This window comes from Micrococcus cohnii (assembly GCF_014205175.1).
Taxonomy (GTDB): Bacteria; Actinomycetota; Actinomycetes; order Actinomycetales; family Micrococcaceae; genus Micrococcus; species Micrococcus cohnii.
On the sequence record NZ_JACHNA010000001.1, the window covers coordinates 2,202,830 to 2,222,756 of the forward strand.

Annotated in this window: 16 protein-coding genes; 4 read left to right on the forward strand and 12 right to left on the reverse strand. The window is 73.2% G+C overall.

Features of this window, described 5'->3' with window-relative positions; genetic code table 11:
* Positions 1 to 260: 260 nt before the first annotated feature.
* Entirely contained in the window at positions 261 to 1,397 is a 1,137-nt protein-coding gene (locus tag HDA30_RS10045; RefSeq protein WP_246418742.1) for an FUSC family protein, read from the forward strand.
* A 75-nt stretch (positions 1,398 to 1,472) separates the two neighbouring features.
* Here the strand turns inward: HDA30_RS10045 and HDA30_RS10050 are convergent, their stop codons facing one another.
* The 4 genes from HDA30_RS10050 to HDA30_RS10065 form a co-directional block, all read right to left on the reverse strand.
* Entirely contained in the window at positions 1,473 to 2,360 is an 888-nt protein-coding gene (locus tag HDA30_RS10050; protein WP_184242134.1) for a glutamine amidotransferase, read from the reverse strand.
* A gap of 365 nt (positions 2,361 to 2,725) precedes the next feature.
* Positions 2,726 to 3,313 (reverse strand): DUF559 domain-containing protein, encoded by a 588-nt coding sequence (locus HDA30_RS10795; protein WP_184242136.1) that lies wholly within the window; start codon positions 3,311 to 3,313, stop codon positions 2,726 to 2,728.
* A 976-nt stretch (positions 3,314 to 4,289) separates the two neighbouring features.
* The gene (locus tag HDA30_RS10060; protein WP_158497072.1) at positions 4,290 to 5,174 is read right to left on the reverse strand and encodes a DUF6707 family protein; all 885 of its coding nucleotides are present in this window, start codon (positions 5,172 to 5,174) and stop codon (positions 4,290 to 4,292) included.
* Position 5,175: 1 nt separating this feature from the next.
* A complete protein-coding gene (locus tag HDA30_RS10065; protein WP_158497073.1) occupies positions 5,176 to 5,715 on the reverse strand; it encodes an NUDIX hydrolase family protein in 540 nt (179 codons plus the stop codon).
* Positions 5,716 to 5,863: 148 nt separating this feature from the next.
* On the opposite strand from HDA30_RS10065, the gene HDA30_RS10070 reads away from it, so the two are divergent.
* Entirely contained in the window at positions 5,864 to 6,169 is a 306-nt protein-coding gene (locus tag HDA30_RS10070) for a hypothetical protein (protein WP_158497074.1), read from the forward strand.
* A gap of 5 nt (positions 6,170 to 6,174) precedes the next feature.
* Here HDA30_RS10070 and HDA30_RS10075 read toward each other — a convergent pair whose 3' ends face one another.
* The 3 genes from HDA30_RS10075 to HDA30_RS10085 are packed head-to-tail and all read right to left on the reverse strand — an operon-like array spanning position 6,175 to position 10,390.
* On the reverse strand, positions 6,175 to 8,730 hold the full coding sequence (locus tag HDA30_RS10075; RefSeq protein WP_184242138.1) for a hypothetical protein: 2,556 nt from the start codon (positions 8,728 to 8,730) through the stop codon (positions 6,175 to 6,177).
* Positions 8,731 to 8,732: 2 nt separating this feature from the next.
* Positions 8,733 to 9,347 carry a DedA family protein gene (locus HDA30_RS10080; protein ID WP_158497076.1) on the reverse strand — a complete coding sequence of 205 codons (615 nt, stop codon included), beginning with the start codon at positions 9,345 to 9,347 and terminating at the stop codon, positions 8,733 to 8,735.
* The gene (locus HDA30_RS10085) at positions 9,344 to 10,390 is read right to left on the reverse strand and encodes a pseudouridine synthase (protein WP_158497077.1); all 1,047 of its coding nucleotides are present in this window, start codon (positions 10,388 to 10,390) and stop codon (positions 9,344 to 9,346) included. Before HDA30_RS10085 ends, HDA30_RS10080 begins: the two co-directional genes overlap by 4 nt.
* A 190-nt stretch (positions 10,391 to 10,580) precedes the next feature.
* On the opposite strand from HDA30_RS10085, the gene HDA30_RS10090 reads away from it, so the two are divergent.
* On the forward strand, positions 10,581 to 11,141 hold the full coding sequence (locus tag HDA30_RS10090; RefSeq protein WP_158497180.1) for a hypothetical protein: 561 nt from the start codon (positions 10,581 to 10,583) through the stop codon (positions 11,139 to 11,141).
* A gap of 45 nt (positions 11,142 to 11,186) precedes the next feature.
* On the opposite strand, the gene HDA30_RS10095 is transcribed toward HDA30_RS10090, so the two are convergent.
* Positions 11,187 to 12,422, reverse strand: a complete 1,236-nt coding sequence (locus HDA30_RS10095; RefSeq protein ID WP_184242140.1) for a sugar phosphate nucleotidyltransferase — start codon at positions 12,420 to 12,422, stop codon at positions 11,187 to 11,189.
* 69 nt (positions 12,423 to 12,491) lie between these two features.
* A complete protein-coding gene (locus HDA30_RS10100) occupies positions 12,492 to 13,445 on the reverse strand; it encodes a DNA-formamidopyrimidine glycosylase family protein (RefSeq protein ID WP_184242142.1) in 954 nt (317 codons plus the stop codon).
* A gap of 141 nt (positions 13,446 to 13,586) precedes the next feature.
* Between HDA30_RS10100 and HDA30_RS10105 the strand changes: the two genes are divergently transcribed.
* Positions 13,587 to 13,898, forward strand: coding sequence for a hypothetical protein (locus tag HDA30_RS10105; protein ID WP_184242144.1), 312 nt, complete (start codon positions 13,587 to 13,589; stop codon positions 13,896 to 13,898).
* A 57-nt stretch (positions 13,899 to 13,955) separates the two neighbouring features.
* Here the strand turns inward: HDA30_RS10105 and HDA30_RS10110 are convergent, their stop codons facing one another.
* Genes HDA30_RS10110 through HDA30_RS10120 form a run of 3 tightly spaced genes read right to left on the reverse strand, consistent with a single transcriptional unit; the run spans position 13,956 to position 19,868 of the window.
* Positions 13,956 to 14,408, reverse strand: a complete 453-nt coding sequence (locus HDA30_RS10110; RefSeq protein ID WP_158497082.1) for a VOC family protein — start codon at positions 14,406 to 14,408, stop codon at positions 13,956 to 13,958.
* A gap of 29 nt (positions 14,409 to 14,437) precedes the next feature.
* Positions 14,438 to 19,417 (reverse strand): Lhr family helicase, encoded by a 4,980-nt coding sequence (locus HDA30_RS10115; RefSeq protein WP_184242146.1) that lies wholly within the window; start codon positions 19,415 to 19,417, stop codon positions 14,438 to 14,440.
* On the reverse strand, positions 19,410 to 19,868 hold the full coding sequence (locus HDA30_RS10120; protein WP_184242148.1) for a 23S rRNA (pseudouridine(1915)-N(3))-methyltransferase RlmH: 459 nt from the start codon (positions 19,866 to 19,868) through the stop codon (positions 19,410 to 19,412). Before HDA30_RS10120 ends, HDA30_RS10115 begins: the two co-directional genes overlap by 8 nt.
* Between the last annotated feature and the right edge of the window lie 59 nt (positions 19,869 to 19,927).

Below are 19,927 nucleotides of genomic sequence, written 5' to 3' on the forward strand. Positions count from 1 at the left end.
ACTCAGAAAGTTGGCAATCGGAACCGTGAGCTGAGCCTCAGGTTCTGCCGCGACGCCCATGGACGTTGCCTGACGCACGTCGCGCGCATACGTAGCTGCTAGCTGTGTCAGTCGCTCGTCGTTCATGTATGCCGCCCCCGTGTCAAATCCGTCGATGATGTCACTCACTGTAGCCGGCACATCGACAAGACAGCTTCGGCCCGGTGACCCCCGCCACGAGGCCCTGACCGGCAGACCGGGAAAGTGATATTCCAAGAGACATGGACTCCTCCGCGCAGCGTCACCGGCTCTCCGACATCAATCCGCTGCCTGCGCTGTTCACCATGGGCCCGCCCGCCCGCGACCACGAGGCGGGGCTGCGCTGCGCCGTCACCCTGTTCGTTCCCCTGATGACGCTGCTGCTGCTCGGACGCCTGGACCTCGCGGTCTTCGTCTCCTTCGGCGCGTTCACCGGCATCTACGGACGCAACATCTCCCACGGGGAGCGCGTGCGCATGCAGGCGCGGGCCGGATCGCTGCTGATCGTCGTCATGCTGCTGGCCTCCGTGGCCGGGCACGCCGGGATCGCCGAGCCGGGCAACACCCCGTGGCTGGTGCTCGCCACGGCGATCGTCGCCTCGGGCTCGGCGTGGCTCGCCGGACTGTGGCGCATGCGCCCGACCGGGTCGCTGTTCCAGATCTTCGCGTTCGGCGCGATCAGTTCCCTGCCGGAGCACCCGCCGGTGCTCGAAGGCATGGTGACGGCCGTGTCCACCGTGCTGTTCGCGCTCACCGTGGGGATCAGTTCCCGGTGGCTGCGCCCACACCGGGTGGAGCGCTTCCGCTGGCCCGCCCCCGACCGCGTCGTCGGGCTTGAGCGGACGATGGTCCACTGGGAGGCGTTCTGGCACTTTGTTGCCGTCGTGCTCGCCGGTGCGCTCTCCGCGGCCCTGGGGCCGGTGCTCGACATGGAGCACGGCTACTGGGCGATGGTCGCCGCGATCGTCCCGCTGGCGGGGCATTCGACGCGGTACCGCATCAACCGCGGCCTGCAGCGCGTGATCGGCACGTTCGTCGGGCTGGCGCTCACCGCGGGACTCATGTTCCTGAACCCTCCGCTGCCGCTGCTGGTGCTGATCGTCGCGCTGCTGCAGTTCGCCGCCGAGCTGACCGTCGTGCGGCAGTACATGCTCGGGCAGGTCTTCGTCACGCCGCTGGCGTTGCTCTCGACGCTGCTGTCCGCCGCGGCCCTGGCCCCGGGATCGGTCGATAGGTCCGGCCTGATCTGGGATCGGGCGGCCGAGACCGTGACGGGCTCGGTGGTGGGCGTGGCGTGCGTGCTGTTCCCGTGGTTCTGGCGCAAGTGGGTGCAGCAGTCCGACGCTCCGACCATGCAGATCCCGATGATCCGGCGCTGAGGCGGGCGGGTCAGGCGGGGCGGCTCGGGTGCGGTGTCTCGGGTCGTGGGTTCCGGCGCGGGCGGGTAAGGCAGGTCAGTCAGCGCGGGACTCGTAGACGCGGCGGAAGTTCTCCAGCACGCGCGGCGGCTGATCCGCGTCGATCGCCTCGATGCGCGCGAACGTGGCGGCGGCGTCGCCCGGGGCCATGTAGCCGTGGTCGCGGTAGATGCGCAGCCGCTCGAGCACGCCGGCCTGGTCCAGTTCGGGGTGGAACTGCGTGGCGTACTGGTGGCGGCCGAGGCGGAACATCTGCACGGGGCACGCCTGACCGCGCACGAGCGTCACGGCCCCGGGCGGGGGCGTCGTGAGCGCCTCCTTGTGCCCGACGTAGGCATGAAACCGCGGGGGCAGCCCGGCCAGCACCGGGTCGGCGGCGCCGTCATCGGTGAGGGCGACCTCGACCGGACCCGCGGACTCGCCGTACGTGGTGTCCACCGTGCCGCCGGCGAACCGGCCGAGGGTACCCACGCCGTAGCAGCACCCCAGGAACGGGGAGTCGGCCGCGGTGACGGCCTCGAGCAGAAGCCGCAGCTCCGCTTCGACTCGGTGCTGCACAGCGGACTTCGTCTCCGGGGCATCCGAGGTCGTGTAGGGGCTGCCGGAGAGGACGACGCCCGCGTGCTCGGCCACGAGCGCCGGCCAGTCGTGCGTGGGGGCAGGCCTGTCGAGCAGCTCGGCGCCCAGACGCAGGGGGACCAGCTGATCCGCGACGAATCCGCCCAGCCGCTGCACGGCCTCGAACTCGGAGGCCGCGGCGTCGTCCTCGGGGCGCGTTTGGATCAGCAGAAACGTGCCGGGGGTGCGGCGGGTGGCGTCAGCGGGGTCGCGGCGGGCCGGGGTGGTCGCGCATGTGGCGTTGGCGGGAGCGTTGCGGGCCGGGGCGGTGCGGTGGGCGTCGTCGGTCTCGGGCGTGCTCGGCATGCCGGTCAGAGTACTGGAGCGGCAGAACGCGGCGGGCGACCGGCGTCACAGGAGGGGTGCACTCCGGGGGCGCACCCCGTTCCCGAACAAGTCGACTTCTTACGGTTATGGAGAGCGAGGGGCGGGGCATAACCGTAGGAAGTCGACACAAAGATTCCGGCGTGGGGGCGGCATGGGGCCAGCGTGGGGGCTACCCGTTGTGGGCCGGTCCCGCGTGGGGGCTACCCATTGTGGGCCGGTCCCGCGCGGGAGGCTACCCATTGTGGGGGCCGCGTGATAGCGGGGGCGTCGGAGTGAGGGCGCAGGCGTCGGCGTAGCGAGCCGACATCACGACGTCCGCCCTGCCAGACTCGCACGAGCCGACATCACACGCGCCCTGCCTCGAACAGCGCGATGCGGCGCCGCACCAACGGCGCCACCTCGACCAACCCGTTGCGCAGGTCCGCGGCCGTCACCTTCACGACGCACCAGCCGTGCTCCTCGCACCAGCGGTCCCGGACGACGTCCCGTTCCTGCTGTTCCCGCGTCCGATGCCGCGCCCCCTCGTACTGGATGACGATGCGCCACTGAGGCCACGCCAGGTCTACGACGGGCCCAGAGAATCCCCGTTCGTCCAGGAGCCGGTACGCCACCTCGGGCACGGGGAACCCGGCCTCGACGAGCATGAGCCGGGTGCGTGTCTCCTGTGGTGAGGCGACGGCCTCGCGCATGTCCGACGCCACCGCGCGGGCGCGTCGTGACCCGTGGAACCGACCCAAACGTGAGCGGACCCGTTCGAGGTCGTCCCGCGTCGTCCGGATCTCGCCGAGCCCGAAGCCGGGGACCCACTCCTGCCGCATCAGTGAGTCCGCCGCGATCACCAGATCCGTGTGGTCCAGCCCCGACGACGGTTCGCACAGGTCCCACAGCGTGCGGATCGGCGATGTCGTGCGCAGTCCCCCGTGCGACTGCACGTCCGCGTCCTCGAGCGGTCGCCGGTGCGTCACCACGTCGGTTCGGTGGCTCGAGTGTGAGGCCGGGGAGGTTACGTGCAGTGTGCGCTGGGAGTTCACCCAGTCTGGCAAGGGGAAGCCGTGCACGCGGGCGGCGGTGTGGTGCGACAGGACCAGGTGCGGGTGAAGACGTTGCAGGGCGGCCGCGTCATCGGGCGTCCACGGTGCGGCTGGGGTCGTGGACGCCGTCGTGGAGGACCGTGCCGGTCGACGCGACCCGCCGTGCATCTGACGCGCGGGCCTATTCTTCGACGCCGTCTCATGCCTCGCCCGGCCAGGCTCGGAGGTGCCGCCGGGAAGGGGCTCCTCCGCGACGGATTGTCTGATGGGCGGCTGTCGGAGTCGGTACAAGCCCCGGGTGACGCGCACAACGTCACTGGCCTCGACCCGTCGGGGGCTCAGGCCAGCGTCAACCAGGTCGGTGCGGGTCAACGTCGTGGCAGCGAGGTGTGGTGGCAGAGGCGCAGGGTGACGGGGCATGCACTCATGGTGCTGCGGGCTGTGCCGTCGACGGTCCGCACCCTGGGAGCGCAGTGGATCAGAGGGCCGACCCGTGTGGTTGTGCAGGACGTGCGCGTTCGGACGTGGCGGTCTGTGGGCTCGGGGACCGTAGCCGCCGGCTGCGCACAGGGTGTCAGCGGCTCGTGGCGCGTGGCGAGTGGCGCGCTCCTCGCCACTGCGGATCTCTGGCGGGATCGCCTCTCACGCTGCCGCCGACGGTGTGATGGTGGCCGCATCAAGTCGACTTTCTACAGTTATCGTGCTTCTGAGAGCGCTCATAACCGTAAGAAGTCGACTTGTTCGCTCTTGGGGTGGGGCAGGGCGGCGGTTGACCGGCGGCCGCGACGGGTCCGACGCCGCGACCGCCCTGCCACCGCGCCCGGCCCGCTCCGCGACCGCCCTGCCACCGCGCCCGGCTCGCCCCGCGGCACCGCGCCTACCGGTTCCGCTCGACCTCCCGCTCCAGCCTGCGGATCGTCTCCACCTCGCGCGCGATCCGCGACTCGAGGTCCGTGTCCGTGAACGTCTCCGAGCCGCCGCGGGCACGCAGATACAGCAGCGTCGTCCAGCGGGCGCGCCGCCAGCGCAGTTCTGCGGCGGTGTCATCGGCCTGCAACGCCTTGGAGATCTCCCGGTCGTAGAGCTGCGGCTCATTGAGCTGGCGCTGGCGCACCTCGAGCACGCGCGCGGCCCGACCCGGCTCGCTGGGCAGCTCGTCCGCCTCGTGCAGCCGACGGCCGAGGTTCGCCGCGGTGATGTGGTCGTCGTCCTCGCGCAGGATCTGCGCGGCCAGCCCGAGCGCCGCCTGCACGGACTTCCACCGCCCGACGGCCCCGTCCCACGGCAGGTTCGTCAGCAGGCCGAGCGCCTCGAGCGCGCCGTCGGTGTCCTCGTGCAGCAGGTACATGCGCTCGGCCATCCCGAGCACATCCTCCAGGTGAGCGCCCGAACGCAGGTTCAGCCCGTGCGAGAGCCGCGCCGCCGTGGCGGTGAGCTCGACGTCGTCCAGATGCCGCTGTCCCACGGCCACGACGCGCGACTCCGGCGAGCCCGCGTCGGTCGGCGAGAACGTCGTCTCCGGCGTGGGAGCGGCCTCCGCCCGGTCGGTCCGCACCCGGATCACGGAGCCGTGCGCGATCTTCACCTCGCGACCGCCCTCGAGGGTGGCGATGACCAGCGCGGGCGTGCCGAAGTCGTCGCGGACCGTGCGCACCGCGGCCACGGCCGGCGCAGTCTGGCCGCGGCGGGTCAGGAAGCGGTCGCCCGGGTGGACGTCCTGCGCCTTCACATGACGCAGATAGGTGCCGTGCGTGCTCACCATCTCAGCGCCCCCATCCCACGTGGGCCAGCGCCTGGCGCACCAGGTTGCCGCGGCCGCCGAGGAACTCCGCCTGCACGTCCTCGCTCAGGGCCTCCTGAGGCGTGAGCCAGGTCAGTTCGAGCGCGTCCTGCCGGGGGCTGCACTCGCCCGTGACCGGCACGACGTACACGAGCGAGACCGCGTGCTGGCGCTCGTCCGTCAGGCCCGTCTCCGAGGGGGACGGGAAGTACTCGGCCACCGTGAACGGCTGGATCGACGGCGGCAGCTGCGGGAAGGCCATGGGCCCGAGGTCCTTCTCGAGGTGGCGCATGAGTGCGGCCCGCACCGTCTCGCGGTACATGACGCGCCCGGAGACGAAGGTCCGCTCGAAGTGGCCGGACTTGTCCGCGACGTACAGCAGGCCGATCTCGGAGACATAGCCGAGGGCGTCCACGCGCACCGGCAGCGCCTCCACGTAGACCATGGGCAGGCGGCGTCGCGCCTCGGATAGGTCCTCCTCGGACAACCAGCCGGGGTTCGGGTCTGGGGTGCGCACGCTCATGCCTCAATTTCTACCCGAGTTCCTCGACGCTGGCACGTCCGGTCACCGCCGTTCCGCTCAGCGCGTGACGCGCTCGGCCGCAGTGCGGGCCTGCCTCACGCGGTGGTGCGAGGCGGTCGTGCGAGGCGGTGGTGCGTAGCCTGGATCCATGCCTTCCTTCCGCGCCCGCCTGCAGATCGGCGACCTCCGCCCCGGCCATCGTCCGGAGGAGGTCATGGACGTGGCCACGGCAGCTCTGCAGGCCACGCACGAGGTCGCCGCCAGGGACATCGAGGTAGTCGCCCGGGTGCCGAGGATCGTCCTGCGCTTCACCGTCGACGCGTCCAACGGCCATGCCGAGGACGACGAGGCCCGTGCCGCGGCGGCTCGTATGGCAGAGGCGGTCGCCGGCGTGGCCACGACGGGCCGGCTCGATGTGCTGCGCCGCGACGGCGGACGCTGGCGAGCGGTCTGAGCCGCTCAGGCGCGGCCCGACCCGGCCTCGACGGTCTCGTCCCGCTCTGACTCGACCGCCTCGTCGTCGACGTCGCCCCGGGCGGCCGCCTGCGCGACGGCCTCGGGGTGGCGGGCGGCGAATCGCTCCGACTCGAGGATGCGGTAGCGGCGCGTGCAGGTCACCACGAACACCACGAACGCCCCGAACACGGCGGTCAGGCCGACGATGTCTGTCTGCATCGCCCCGAGCGGAGACGGCAGCAGACGGGGCAGACCGATCCACAGCAGCATCAGGCCCAGCGGCACCGCGATGGACACGCGACCGCGCTCGCTCCACGCGAGACGTCCGCCGATCAGGAGCACGGGCACGAGCCCGAGCAGGCCCCACAGGGCGGGGGCGACCCACGGGACCCGCACGCCCAGGCCGATCAGGCTCGCGGCGGTCGTCGTCAGGGCGAAGGCCAGGGCGAAACCGGTGAGGGCTCCAATCGGCCCGTCGGTCAACAGGCCTTCGGTGCGGCTGCGGGCGGTGCTCAGGTTCAGCCGGTGCACCGCGACGCCCAGGCACGCGGTCGCAGCGAGCCACGGGATCGCCTCGACGGCCACGGGAGAGTGCACCGCCAGCAGCGCCCAGGCGGACATCAGCAGAAGCGCTGCGCCGACGAGCCAGCCCGTGCGGCGCTGACGCAGCGCATACCCCTGCCGTCGCGTCCATTGGTGTGCGGCGTACGCGAGCACGAGCAACCACAGCACCGGCCACGTCAGCGCGTGCAGGAACAGCGGGGACACGACGGACGCGGCCGCCCGATAACGGCCCGAGGGCTGACTCAGGTAGGAGCCGGAGTCGAACGCGGCCATGCCGGGCACGCGGTCCAGCAGACCGGAGGTCCAGAACGTCGCCGCGACGAAGACGAGGGCCGACAGCGTGACGAACATCTGCCGCAGCCGGTCGCGGCCGGTCGGCCGGGACACGGGCTCGTACACCGGAGGTGCATAGGGGGCGACGTAGGGCAGCGCGATCTCTCCGGTCGCGGGGTCCACCTGGGGGCCGGACGCCGCCGCTTCGATCGCTCGGGCCTTCTGCGCGAGTCGGTCGCGGCGCTGCCATTCGGGCAGGAACTCGACGGCGCGGCGCTGAAGCTCGGCGTCGGAGACGTCCTCGTTCACCTCGGCCAGCAGAGGGCGGTCCTCCGCCGCGGGGATGGACAGCGAGCCGCCGAGGCGCTCTGCGGCGGCCCGCAGCGCACGGGTCTCTCGCTCTTGGTGCTCGCGCAAGTGGGCGGCGATGTACTCCGCCTCGGCGGCCTCCGCAGCGATGAGGCGGTCCTCCCAGCGGCGGGCATGGCCCAAAGCGGAGGCCGCGGAGGCCCGAGCGAAGGCGCGGGCCCGCTCCAGTTGCGCGAGCCGGGCTGCCTCGGCTGCCGCGGCGGCCTCCGCTTCCCGTCGGCGGCGCTCGGCCTCGGCCTCGGCGCGGAGACGATCTCGCTCGGCCTGCTCGGCCTCCTCACGGGCGCGGCGCTCGGCCTGCACACGGGCGCGCTCGGCGGCCACGGCGGCCTCCCGCTCGCGCCGGTCGCGCTCGGCCTGCTTCGCCTGCTCGGCCTCGGCGGCCTCCCGGCGCTTCCGCTCGGCGTTCTTCCGTTTCTGCACCTGGGCCTCGAGCCGACGACGGCGCTTGAGCTCCTCGCGGCGCTGGGCCGCGATCTGCTCGGCCTTGCGCAGCCGCTCCTGCTCCTCGAGCCACAGGGCGTGGTCCTGCAGCGCCTGCTCGTGGGCTGCGGCGACCGCGGCGGCGCTCGCCGCCTCGGCCTCCCGTTGACGACGCTCCGCCTCGACGCGGGCCTGCTCGCGCTGGGTGCGGTGACGTGCCTCGGCTGCGGCCTCGGCGTCGCGACGCTCACGCTCGGCAGCGCGGGCCTCGTCCAGGCGCTCCTGCTCGCGACGCCGGCGCTGCTGCTGCGCCTCGTGCTGGGCCGCCAGGACGGCCTCCTCACGCTCGCGGGCCTCAGCCTCGAGGCGCTCATGCTCTTCGGCCCGACGGCGCGCGGTCTCTTCGGCACGGCGACGGCGGTTCTCTGCCTGCTCGCGGCGGCGGCGCTCTGCTTCGGCTCGGCGGCGCCGCGCCTCGGCCGCCTTCTTCGGGTCGTCCTCGGTGCCGGAGGGCAGGACCTTCTCGAGCGGGCCGGCCAGGGGCGCGGTCAGCCGGTCCAGGGTGACGTTGGGGCCGGCCAGTGAGTCCAGCATCTCGGAGAGGCTGCGGCGCTCGCGTTCGGGCTCGTCCTGCGGCTCCTGCGCCGGCTTGTCCGCAGCGTCGTCCTGCCGCTGCTGCCTCGTCGTGTCCTCGGGAGAGTCGTGCCGGGCCTGCTCTGGTTCGTCGTCCCGCGCGGGCGCGGCGGTCGACCCGGTACGCGACACACGGGCGTCGGGTGAGGTGGGGGTGTCGTCGGCGTCCGTCTCGCCGGCCAGCCGTCGGCGGTGCTCGCGCAGCTCGCGGCGGGTCAGCGGGCGGTCGGCGGCCAGAGCGCGGCGCGGGCGCGCCTCCCGCGGGCCGTTCGACGGTTCGGACGACGGTGTCTCCACGATCACCTCTCTCCGGGGCCGCGGCCGGCCTCGGCACGACGCCGCCAGGCCACGATCCCTGCAATGACTAACCCGGCAAGGGTACCCAAGACCATCCCCATGACAGCAGACACCCACCACGGCAGGCCGGTCGCCTCGCCCGTGAGCCAGCCCAGGCCCACCATGTAGCAGCTCCACGTGAACGCGCCCAGCCCGGAGAACCAGAGGAACACCCGCCAGCGGATCCCGGCGATGCCTGCGGCCGCCATTGACGCGGTGCGCCCGCCGGAGACGAAGCGCAGCACGAACAGGCCCGCCAGCGACGGTGCGGGGCCGGCCTTCGCCAGCAGCGAGCGGATCCCCCGATGCACGCGGCGGCCCCAGCCCCAGCGGTCCAGGACGTGGGTGAGCCGGTGCCGGAACAGGGCGTACAGCCCGATGTCCCCGGCCCAGCAGCCCAGCCACGCGGCCAGGATCGCGGGGACGACGCCGACGTCGCCGGTGGAGGCCAGCGCGCCCGAGCCGATGACGAACAGTTCGGAGGGCGTCGGGGGCACGGGGGCGTCGAGCGCGACGAGCCCCGCGGTGATCAGGTAGAACCAGCCGCCGAGGTGTTCGAACAGCTCGGCGGGGCTCATGCCCGCCCTCCGTCCTCGGGGCGGGGCGCCTCCTGCAGCGTCGCGTCCGAGGCGAAGCGACGCGGCTGCCCTGTCACCGGGTCCGTGAACGAGATCTGCCGGGCCAGCAGCTGCAGCGGCCGGACCAGGTCGTCGTCCGCAGGGTCGAGCAGCTCCGGGTAGAAGGGGTCGAAGGCGATGCCCAGCCCCAGCGCCGCCAGGTGGAGGCGCAGCTGGTGCGTGCGGCCGGTGCGCGGATGCAGGCGCAGGTGCGCGACGGGCCGGCCGGCGAGCGTCCCGGGCGAGGGGCCGGTGCGGATCAGCTCGATGCGGGACTCCGCGTTCGCCCCGGCATGGGACAGATTGGAGCGACGCGTGCGCACGGGGGCGCCCGCGGCCCTGCCCGAGGCCTCGACGGGGATCGGCTCGACGACCGAGCGCAGGATGCCCTTGTCCTTGCGGATGCGCGAGCGCACGGTGAGCGGGAAGCGGTCCAGCACGGGGGAGGCCGGTCCGGTCTCGGTCGTCGGCAGTGCGGAGACCGCCTCGTACACCTTCGTGACGGATCGCCGCTCGAACAGCAGGTGATACGCCCCGCGCGTGGCCGGGTTCGCGGAGAACATGACGACGCCCGCCGTCGCGCGGTCCAGCCGGTGCAAGGGGACGAGATCGTCGACGCCGAGCTCGCGGCGCAGGCGCACCAGGGCAGAGTTCTGCACGAACCGGCCGCCGGGCGTCGTCGGGAGGAAGTGGGGCTTGTCGATCACCACGAGGTGCTCGTCGCGGTGCAGCAGCCGGTGCTGCACGGGCATCTCGGGCTCGTCGGGCAGGTCCCGGTAGTACCAGAGGTCCTCGTGCACCCCGAGCGGCGTCGTGGGGGTCAGGGCGGTGCCGTCGGCGGCCACGACCTCCCCCTCGGCGAAGCGCCGGCGGATTCCGTCGGGGTCCACGTGCCCGAACCGGTGCAGCATGTAGTCCTGCGCCGTGGCCCAGCCGGAGGCGGGCAGGCGCAGGCGGGTCGCATTGACGCCGTCGCGCACGGGAAGGGGAGAGGAGGCTGCCACGCGGCCATTGTGTCAAGGACGTAGGGCGCGTCGGCATCCAGGTCTCGGGGATCGCCGTGAATGATGACGAGCGGGGCTATGACGAACGCGGCACTCAGTCGTTCAACGTCACACGGAGGCTCTATCAGGGAGAGCAGGAGGAGGTGCTCGAGTGGGTGCGATGAGTTACGGGTCGAAGGCAGTGCTGTGGGTGAGCGTGGTGCTGGCGTCGATCGCCATCACCGGATGCGGAGGAGACGAGATGCTTCCTGACGAGGTCAAGGCTGTGGAAGAGTCTGCGGGCAGTGAGGCTGAGCAGTATCTGGGAGAGGGGCGTTTGATTCTCGATCATGCGCGACAGGTGTACGGGCCCGGGGTCGCTTCGGGTGAGCGGGAACGGTTCTCGGCCGGGCTGGACGGGCTCCAGTACGGGGACATCGTCGAGTGCGGGTCGGGCAGGTGGCGTTTGGCGTTGGGGTTTGATGTGCCGGAGGCGGATCCGCAGAAGCGGTTGCGGCAGGGTCATGAGCTTGTGGGGCTGACGGGGTACGAATTGTCGGGGAACATCACGGACCCGTCCTCGGCGGAGCAGAGAAAGTCGTTCTTCGTCGGTGGCAGAGCGGCGGATGGTCGACAGTTGTCGGTGGATAATTCGTCTGGGCACTCTCGTGTGATGTGGCACAGCCCGTGTTCGGATGATCCGTCGATGGTGGAGCTGGGGAAGCTGAAGAGAAACGGGCCGAATTTCTCCATCCCGGGCCGTGATGAGTGACTTGTCTGCTCTCCGCACGCCCTGCTTCGGATGGGGGGTGGCGGCTCAGTCCAGCGGGACTTCGCCGGCGCCGGTGGTCTCGTCACCGGGTGCGTCGCGGTCGGCGGGCACGAGCACGGTGATGTTGCCCGGCCCGGGCTTCGACTCGCCCGTGCGCTCCGCCGGGATCTCAGCGCCCACGTCCGCCACGACGGCGTCCAGATGCGCCCCCGCGGGGACGGTGGCCGAGCCGAGCAGCACGCTGCGGCGCACACTGGCCCCGGGCTCGACGACGACGCGCGGGCCGATCACCGACTCCTCGACCCGTCCGGCCACGCGCGCTCCAGGGCAGACCAGGCTGCCGCGGACCTCGGCGCGTGCGTCGATCATCGCCGGCGGCACCGCGCGGAAGTTCGACAGCAGCGGCCAGCGCTCGTCGGTCAGGTCGAGCCCCTCACCGCGCAGCAGCTGCATGTGCGCCTGGTAGTAGGCGTCGATCGTCCCGACGTCCTTCCAATACCCGCGGTGCCGGTACTCGTGGGCGCGGCCGCGCCGCACCAGGGCGGGGATGATCGTCTCGCCGTAGTCGCCGAGCTCGGCGCCCACCGGGTCGTCGTCGTCCACCGTCTCTCCGGGACGGTCGGCGGGCGCGGTGAGCAGGGACTGGGTCACCTCGGTCAGCGCCTCGATGTCGGCGACGAAGATCTCCGTCGCCACCACGTCAGTGGCGGGCGCGTCAGGTTTGTAGTCGTAGTCGGTGACGCGGCCGTCGGCGTCGGTCTGCACGACCCCGAAGCGCGAGGCGTCCTCGTCCACCTGTGTGGTCACCACCGTCAGCTCGGAGCCGCGCTCGCGGTGCTGGGCCAGGACGGGACGCAGATCTATCCGGTAGAGGTGGTCGGCGCTCATGATGATCACGGTGCCCGCGCCGAACTGGCGCAGCGGGGCGAGCTGCTGGTGCAGGGCGTGGCCGTTGCCGCGGGCGAAGCCCTCCTCGTCGCGGCCCTGGGCCGGGGGCAGCAGCCGCAGACCGTGGCGGGTGCCGTCGAGGTCCCACGGGCGGCCGCCAGCCAGATGCTGATTCAGCGTGAACGGGCGGTACTGCTCGACGACCCACACGTCGTGTACGCCCGAGTGCGCGAGCGTGGTCAGCGCGACGTCGATCAGCCGGTACTGCCCCGCGAACGGGACGGCGGGCTTGGACCGCGCGTCGGTGAGCGGGGCCAGCCGGCTGCCGCGGCCACCGGCGAGGACGAGGGCGACGGTCTGGCTGCGCGGGTCGTCGGGGAACGGGTCGGCCACGGGGTGTCCTCCTCGGCTCAGGTGACGGGCACGCGGCTCAGATAAGGGGTCTGACGCGCTCGACGGCCCTCAGCTCTGGCAGCGGCGACACCACCATAGGCGACGGGCCGGGCCGTCGCCTGCGCCCAGTTCCCCTCGCGTCACGGGTCCGCCGCAACGCAGGCAGGGCTGCCGGTCGTGCCCGTACACCCAGTACGACGGCGCCGGACGGCGGGCGCGGCCACGTGACTCCGGGGCTGCTGTGCCGTGCGCAGCGGGTGGAGCGGGCCAGGCGGCGGCGTGGGGCACGAGCACGCGCACGCCGAACGGGGCGTCGGGGTCCGGGCGCACGCCGGTGGTGCGGCGGGCGGCCCCTTCGGCCGGGGCGGCGGGCGGCACGTTGGCGCGCATCAGGTCGCGGGCGAGCGTCACGAGGCCGGGCAGGTCCTCGACCTCCGCGACCGGGCGGTGCGGGTCGATCCCCGCCAGCAGCAGCGCCTCGCATCGGTAGATGTTGCCCAGCCCCGCCACGAGCCGCTGGTCGAGCAGCGCGGCGCCGATCGGCAGCGCGGGGCGGGATCGCAGGGCCGCGACGGCCGCCCGCAGCGACGCGGGAGTCCACGCGGGGTCGAGCAGGTCGGGGCCCAGGAAGCCGAGCCGCGTGTCCTCCTCGGCGGTCGGCAGCAGCTCGAGCAGGCCCAGCTCGATGCCGAGCACCTGGACGTCGTCGGTCTCCAACACGGCCCGGATCCGGTGGGCGGGTGCGGGCCAGCGCTCGCCTGGCGCACAGACGCGCCAGCGGCCCTCCATCTTCAGATGGGAGAGCAGGGTGAGCCCGCGCGGGTCGTCGGCGTCCCCGGAGCCGGGCGGTGTGAGCCGCATCAGCACGTACTTCGCCCGCGGGATCACCGCCGTGATGGTCCAGCCTGTCAGGTCCGCGGTCGCGTGGCGGGGCACGCGCAGCTGCGCGGCCGTCAGGGCGCGGCCAGCGAGCACCGGGCGCAGCCGGTGGGCGGCGCGGACGAGCGAGTCGCCCTCAGGCATGAGCGTCCTCTTTCTGACTCATTTCTGCGACCGCGATTCTGCCGTCGGAGCGGGTTGACGGTGCGGTGCCGTGTTGCGGGCTGCCTGCCCGGGGATAAGACTGTTCGAGTCCCACTCGTGACTCGATGAAAGCAGGATCTGATGAAGCGCGCGTTCCCCCTGGCCGTCGTGGCCGGCTCCCTCATGCTCTCGGTGACCGGCTGCGGTCTCGGGACCCCGTCGCTCTCCGCGGACGACGTCGAGAAGGAGATCGAGTCCATCGACAGCTTCAAGGACGCGGACTGTGAGGACGGCATCAGCTTCGACCCGGACGCCGAGGAACAGGACCACGAGGAGTCGGTCACCATGTGCACGGCGGAGGCGGATTTCGGTCAGGAGATCGACATCAAGGTGACCGCCGTCGGGTACGACGAAGAGACCGAGGAGATCTCCTTCAAGGTGCTGCCGCAGTGACCCGCCGGGCCATCGTGCGGTGCTGAGGGCGTTGCCGCGGACGGGCAGGTCGGCCGGTCAGGCCGCGTTGAGCTGCCAGGTGACGCCGAAGCGGTCCCCGACCCACGCGAAGCGGCGGGAGAATCCGTAGTCGCCCGGGGGCATGAAGTCCCGACCACCGCCGGCGAGCAGCGCGTCGTGGACCGCGTCCACCGCTTCCGGCGAGGTCAGCTCGACGAAGAGGCTGATCGCGGGGGTGAACGTGAACTCGTGCGGGGCGAACGAGTCGAAGAACCTCAGGCGCTGTCCGGCGATCTCGAGTTCGCCGTGCAGCACCTTGCCCTCCCACTCGGCCCCGCGCGGGGTAGAGGCGTCGAAGAGGTCGCGGCGCACCTCCCGGACGGGGACGACGCCCTCGAATGCGGTGGTGTAGGCGTCCATCGCGGCGCCGGCCTCGCCCTCGAACATGAGGAACGGGGTGAGAGACGGCGCGTCGGCTGCGGTGCGGTCCGGAGTGGTGGTCTCGTCCATGGGCGTGAACCTACCCCGGCCTGACCCGCTCAGGCACGGAACCGCAGCCCGCTGGGCGAGGAGTAGAACCCGGCGCGCAGCAGGGCTTCGGCCAGCGGGGTGCCGAGGATGCCCGCGCCGTTGGCCTTCTCGAGCGCGAGGCGGTCCGTCCGGGCCCGCCGCAGAGCCCACACGAGCGCCGCCGCCGCGGCCTCCAGACGGTCGGGGGCGTCGTCGAAGCACAGCAGGGTGCGGCCGCCGCGCTCGAGGTAGAGGACCAGGTGTCCCTCGCACAGCACGACGATCGCCCCGGCCTTGCGCCCCGGCCGGTGTCCCGTGGGCGTGACCCCGTCGGCTCCGGCCGGCACATCGGGCCAGTCGAGGGCCGCCCCGTAGGGGTTGGCGGGGTCCGTGGCGGCCAGAGCCAGCGCGGCAGGGACGCTTCCGGAGGCGGAGGCGGAGGCGGAGGCGCCGCCGGCACGGGGCACGGGGCCGGACGTCGACGGGCTGTCCGTCGCGTCGACGTCGTGCTGGAAGCTGCGCAGCCGGTCGACGACGGCCCCCGTCGAGAACTGGGCCCCGCCGAGCCGGTCGACGAAGTGCCCGCGGCGCACCTGCCCGGCCTCCTCCATCCGGGTGAGCAGCCGGTACTGCGCGGCGAAGCCGCCGGGCACGTCCTCGGCGACGACCGCCCCGCGCGTGATGACGCCGCAGCGGTCCAGCAGCACCTCCGCGGTTGCGTGGGCGCGGACGGTCGGGTCCTGTTCGGCCTCGGGCAGCAGCGACCAGCGTCCGGCCGCACGGGCCCGTTCGGCGGGGGTGAGCGACGCCGTGCCCGGCGGCGCGTCGGCCGCCCCGGAACGCAGCCCGGCCGCGCCGGAGCGCCCCGCTGCGCGCAGGGACGACCGGCCCCGGGCGGGAGCTGCACCGTGAGCGCCGCGGGCGGCGGCGAGTCCGCCTCGAGCCCCGCCGAGCCGGGCGGTGCGCACGCGCGGGGTGCGCGCGGCCGTCTTGTGCGCCGTCCGGCCACCCGAGAGCAGCCCGCGCACGGGGGCGAAGGTGTCGTTTCCGACCCTGCCGGCCCAGACCAGCTCCCACAGCGCCGCGAGCACCTCGGCCGGGGTCGGCGCGGTGCCGCCCTCGGCCTGTGCCTGCGCCGCGACGCGGTCGCACAGCGGGCCGAAGAACCAGGCTCCGGTGCCGTCGAGCGCCTGCAGGACCAGCGCCCTCAGCCCGGACGCGTCGGTCTCGGCCTCGGCCTGCGGCGGGCGCAGCGTCAGGTCGATCGTGTCCGCCGGATGCAGCGCGATCCAGCCGTCGTCGCCGGTTCCTGCCGCCGTGGCGGACCACACGTACTCGCCGGTTGAGAGCAGCTCGTCGAGCATGCCGGACGCGTAGTCGCGCACACGGGCGGGCAGCACGAGCGACTCCCACGCGCTCGCTGGCAGCGGCGTGCCCGCGAGCTGGTCGAGCACGACGGCGACCCCGTCGACGCCTTCGAGGGTGGCCGGTGAGCGGTGTTCCCCCTCGCGGTCCGCCGGGCGCGGGCGCAGATGCTGCCAGTCGGCGAGGAAGCGGGCGTAGGCGGCCTGGTCCACCGGTTCGACCTCCGCCCGCAGGGCCGCGAGGCTGCGGCGGCGGATGCGCTGCAGCACGCTCGTCTCGCACCACTCGGCGTCCGGACCCGCCGCGGGGGCGTCCCCTCCGGGGCGGAACGCGCCCGTGCTGACGCGGCGCTCCGCGGCCAGCCGCTGCAGCACGGGCAGCACGACGGCGGCGCCCAGCCCGAGCGCCGCGGCGGCCTCGCCGGCGGTGAACGGGCCGTGGGTGCGGGCGTACCGGGACACGAGGTCTGCGAGTGGGTCGTCGACCGGCTCCAGGAACGCGGCGGGCACGCCGTGGGGGATCGGGGCGCCCAGCGCGTCCCGCAGCCGGGCGGCGTCCTCGACCGCGGCGTACCGTTCGACGCCGCCCCAGCGCACGCGGAACGCCCGGGCCGTGCGCTCGAGCTCGGCCAGCCGGTCGGCCGTCTGGGCCGCCTCCTGCTCGACGGTGCGCCGGGCGGCCTCGTCGACGCTGAGCGGGCCGACGATTCGCAACAGGTCCGCCAGGCCCTCGAGACCGCTGACCCGTCGGTCGGGCGCTAGACGCTGGGCCTGCGCCTCGACCGCCGCGATCACGTCGGCGTCGAGCAGCTCGCGCAGCCGGTCGGCCCCGAGCAGGTCCGAGAGCAGACCCGGGTCGAGGGACAGGGCGGCGGCACGGCGCTCGGCCAGCGGCGAGTCGCCCTCGTAGATGAACTGTGCGACGTAGCCGAACAGCAGCGACTGCGCGAACGGGCTGGGCGCGGCAGTCGTCACCTCCGCGATGCGGATCCGCCGTCCGGCGATGCGCCCGGCCACGTCGGTGAGCGCGGGCAGGTCGTACACGTCCTGCAGCACCTCGCGGACCGTCTCCAGGATCACCGGGAACGACGGGTGCTTCCGGGCGACGTCGAGCAGCTGTGCCGAGCGCTGCCGCTGCTGCCACAGGGGTGTGCGCTTGCCGGGGCTGCGGCGGGGCAGCAGGAGCGACCGGGCCGCGTTCTCCCGGAACCGGGCCGCGAACAGGGCCGAGCCGCCGACCTCTTCGGTGACGAGCTGCTCCAGCTCCTCGGCCGTGAACTCGAACAGCTCGGCCCCGGGCGGCTCGGTGTCCATGTACGGCAGGCGCAGCACGATGCCGTCGTCGGCGGCCATGGCCGCGCCCGAGGACGTCTCGATGCCGTAGCGCTGCTGCAGGCGCGCCCCGACCGCGAGCGCCCAGGGAGCATGCACGCCCATGCCGAACGGGGAGTGCAGCACCACGCGCCAGTCGCCCAGCTCATCCGTGAACCGCTCGACGACGAGCCCCTGCTCGCTCGGCAGCAGGCCCACGGCCTCTCGCTGCTCGCGCAGATAGGCCAGCAGGTTGTCCGCGGACCAGGCGTCGAGCCCCGCCGCCTCCAGGCGCTCACGGGCGGCGGCGGGGTCCGCGTCCGTCTCGCGCCGGAAGCGGCCCACGGCCTCGCCCAGCTGCGCCGGCCGCCCGGCCGCGTCGCCCCGCCAGAAGGGCAGCTTGCCGGGCTGGCCGTAGGCGGGCAGCACGAGCACGCGGTCCGCCGTGATCTCGACGATCTGCCAGCTCGTCGCACCGAGCAGGATCACGTCGCCCACGCGGGACTCGTAGACCATCTCCTCGTCCAGCTCCCCGACGCGGCGCCCGCCCGAACGGGCCGAACCGGCGGTGTCCGCGCCCCGGTTCCCGCTCCGGGCCCCGTTCCGGCCCGCGCTCTCGTCGTCGGCGGCGTCGGACGGGCCGGCCCCGTCGGTGGCGAGGAAGACGCCGAACAGGCCGCGGTCCGGGATGGTGCCGCCGGAGGTCACCGCGAGGCGCTGGGCGCCGGGCCGGGCCGCCAGCACGCCGTTCTCGCGGTCCCAGAGGATGCGCGGGCGCAGCTCGGCGAACTCGTCGGAGGGGTACCGGCCGGCGAGCAGGTCCAGCACGGACTCGTACGCCGAGGCCGGCAGGGAGCTGAACGGCGCCGAGCGACGCACCGTGTCCAGCCAGGCCTGGTCGTCGAGGTCCTCGACGGCGACCGCCGCCACGGTCTGCTGCGCGAGCACGTCGAGCGGGTGGGCGGGCACGCGCAGCGGCTCGATCAGTCCGGCCCGCATGCGCTCGGCCACGACGGCGGTGTCCACAAGGTCCGCGCGGTGCTGCGGGAAGAACACGCCCGTCGAGCTCTCCCCGACCTGGTGGCCGGCGCGCCCCACGCGCTGCAGGCCCGAGGCGACCGACGGCGGGGAGGACACCTGCACCACGAGGTCGACGGCGCCCATGTCGATGCCCAGCTCGAGTGAGCTCGTGGCCACCACGCAGCGGATGCGCCCGGTCTTCAGGGCCTCCTCGACGAGCGCCCGCTGGTCCTTCGACACGGATCCGTGATGGGCGCGGGCGACGTCGGAGACCGGCCCGGCCGCGTCGTCGGCGTCGTGCCGGCCCGCCCAGATCTCGTTGAGTCGGTCCGTGAGCCGTTCGGCCTGGCGGCGGGAATTGGCGAAGACGATCGTGGAGCGGTGCGCGGCGACGAGGTCCACGATCCGGTGCTCGACGTGCGGCCAGATCGACCCGCCGGGCGCGTCCGTGAGCGCGCCGTCGGGCCCGGGGTCCGTCCCCTCGGAGGGGGCGGGCGTGCCCGCCAGGTCGGTCATGTCCGGCACGGGCACGGTCACCGTCAGATCCCAGCGCTTCGTCGAGGCGGGCCGGACCACCGTCACCGGCTGCACGCCACCGAGGAACCGGGCGACCTCCTCCGCCGGCTCGACGGTCGCGGACAGGCCGATGCGCTGCGCAGGCCGATCGAGCAGCTCGTCGAGGCGCTCGAGGCTCACCGCCAGGTGCGCCCCGCGCTTCGTCCCGGCGACCGCGTGGACCTCGTCGACGATCACCGTGTCGACGCCGGCCAGCGTGGACCGGGCCTTGGAGGTGAGCATCAGGTAGAGGGATTCGGGCGTCGTGATGAGCACCTCTGGCGGGTCCTGCGCGAGCCGGCGCCGTTCGGCGGCCGGGGTGTCTCCTGAGCGGACGCCCACCCGCACATCGGGGGCGGGGACGCCGAGACGCGCGGCCGTCTGGGTGATGCCGATCAGCGGGGAGCGCAGGTTCCGCTCCACGTCGACGCCGAGGGCCTTGAGCGGGGAGACGTACAGCACACGGGTGGCCGGTCGCGGCGCGGCGTCCGCAGGGTCCTGCCCGGCGCCGTCCGCGCCGACGGCCTCGGCACCGTCCTCACGAACGAACCCGTCGAGCGCCCACAGGAACGCCGAGAGGGTCTTGCCCGAGCCGGTCGGGGCGACGACGAGCGCGTTCTGGCCGGAGGACACCGCGTCCCACGCGCCCAGCTGGGCCGCGGTCGGGGCCTCGAACGCGCCCGTGAACCACGCGCGGGTCGGTGCGGAGAAGCGGGCGAGGACGGCCTCGGCGTCCGGAACGACGGCCTGCTCAGGCATGGTGGTACGGCCGCCCGGCCGAGATCTCCTGCGCGCGGTAGACCTGCTCGGCGAGGATCAGCCGCACGAGCTGATGGGGGAACACGAGCCCCGAGAGCGACCACACGCGGTCCGCACGCTCGTGCACGCTCGCGTCGACCCCGTAGGCGCCGCCGATGATGAGCACGACGGGCGTGCCGACGTCGAACGCCGACTGCAGGTGCCGGGCCAGGCCGGGGGAGTCGAAGCCCGTCCCGCGCTCGTCGAGCAGGATCACGTGGTCGCTCGGGGCGATCTTCGCGAGGATCCGCTGCGACTCCTCGGCGCGGGCGGCCTCCTGCTGCCGGGAAGAGTGCGGCAAAAGGCGCCACGACAGGTCGTAGGGCTTCGTGAGGCGCTTCTCGTAGCGAGTGATCCCCTCGGACACCCACGATTCGTGCTTCTTGCCGATGGCCAACACCGTGACGGACATGCACACCATCATTGCACCGGCCTCCGAGACGATGACGTCGGGACCGGGAACAGCGCAGG

What these genes read in the sequence shown, in the direction of transcription:
- HDA30_RS10045 (WP_246418742.1), top strand. Translation starts at nt 261, where the DNA reads ATGGACTCCTCCGCGCAGCGTCACCGGCTCTCCGACATCAATCCGCTG.
- HDA30_RS10050 (WP_184242134.1), bottom strand. Translation starts at nt 2,360, where the DNA reads ATGCCGAGCACGCCCGAGACCGACGACGCCCACCGCACCGCCCCGGCC.
- HDA30_RS10060 (WP_158497072.1), bottom strand. Translation starts at nt 5,174, where the DNA reads ATGGTGAGCACGCACGGCACCTATCTGCGTCATGTGAAGGCGCAGGAC.
- HDA30_RS10065 (WP_158497073.1), bottom strand. Translation starts at nt 5,715, where the DNA reads ATGAGCGTGCGCACCCCAGACCCGAACCCCGGCTGGTTGTCCGAGGAG.
- HDA30_RS10070 (WP_158497074.1), top strand. Translation starts at nt 5,864, where the DNA reads ATGCCTTCCTTCCGCGCCCGCCTGCAGATCGGCGACCTCCGCCCCGGC.
- HDA30_RS10080 (WP_158497076.1), bottom strand. Translation starts at nt 9,347, where the DNA reads ATGAGCCCCGCCGAGCTGTTCGAACACCTCGGCGGCTGGTTCTACCTG.
- HDA30_RS10100 (WP_184242142.1), bottom strand. Translation starts at nt 13,445, where the DNA reads ATGCCTGAGGGCGACTCGCTCGTCCGCGCCGCCCACCGGCTGCGCCCG.
- HDA30_RS10105 (WP_184242144.1), top strand. Translation starts at nt 13,587, where the DNA reads ATGAAGCGCGCGTTCCCCCTGGCCGTCGTGGCCGGCTCCCTCATGCTC.
- HDA30_RS10110 (WP_158497082.1), bottom strand. Translation starts at nt 14,408, where the DNA reads ATGGACGAGACCACCACTCCGGACCGCACCGCAGCCGACGCGCCGTCT.
- HDA30_RS10115 (WP_184242146.1), bottom strand. Translation starts at nt 19,417, where the DNA reads ATGCCTGAGCAGGCCGTCGTTCCGGACGCCGAGGCCGTCCTCGCCCGC.
- HDA30_RS10120 (WP_184242148.1), bottom strand. Translation starts at nt 19,868, where the DNA reads ATGTCCGTCACGGTGTTGGCCATCGGCAAGAAGCACGAATCGTGGGTG.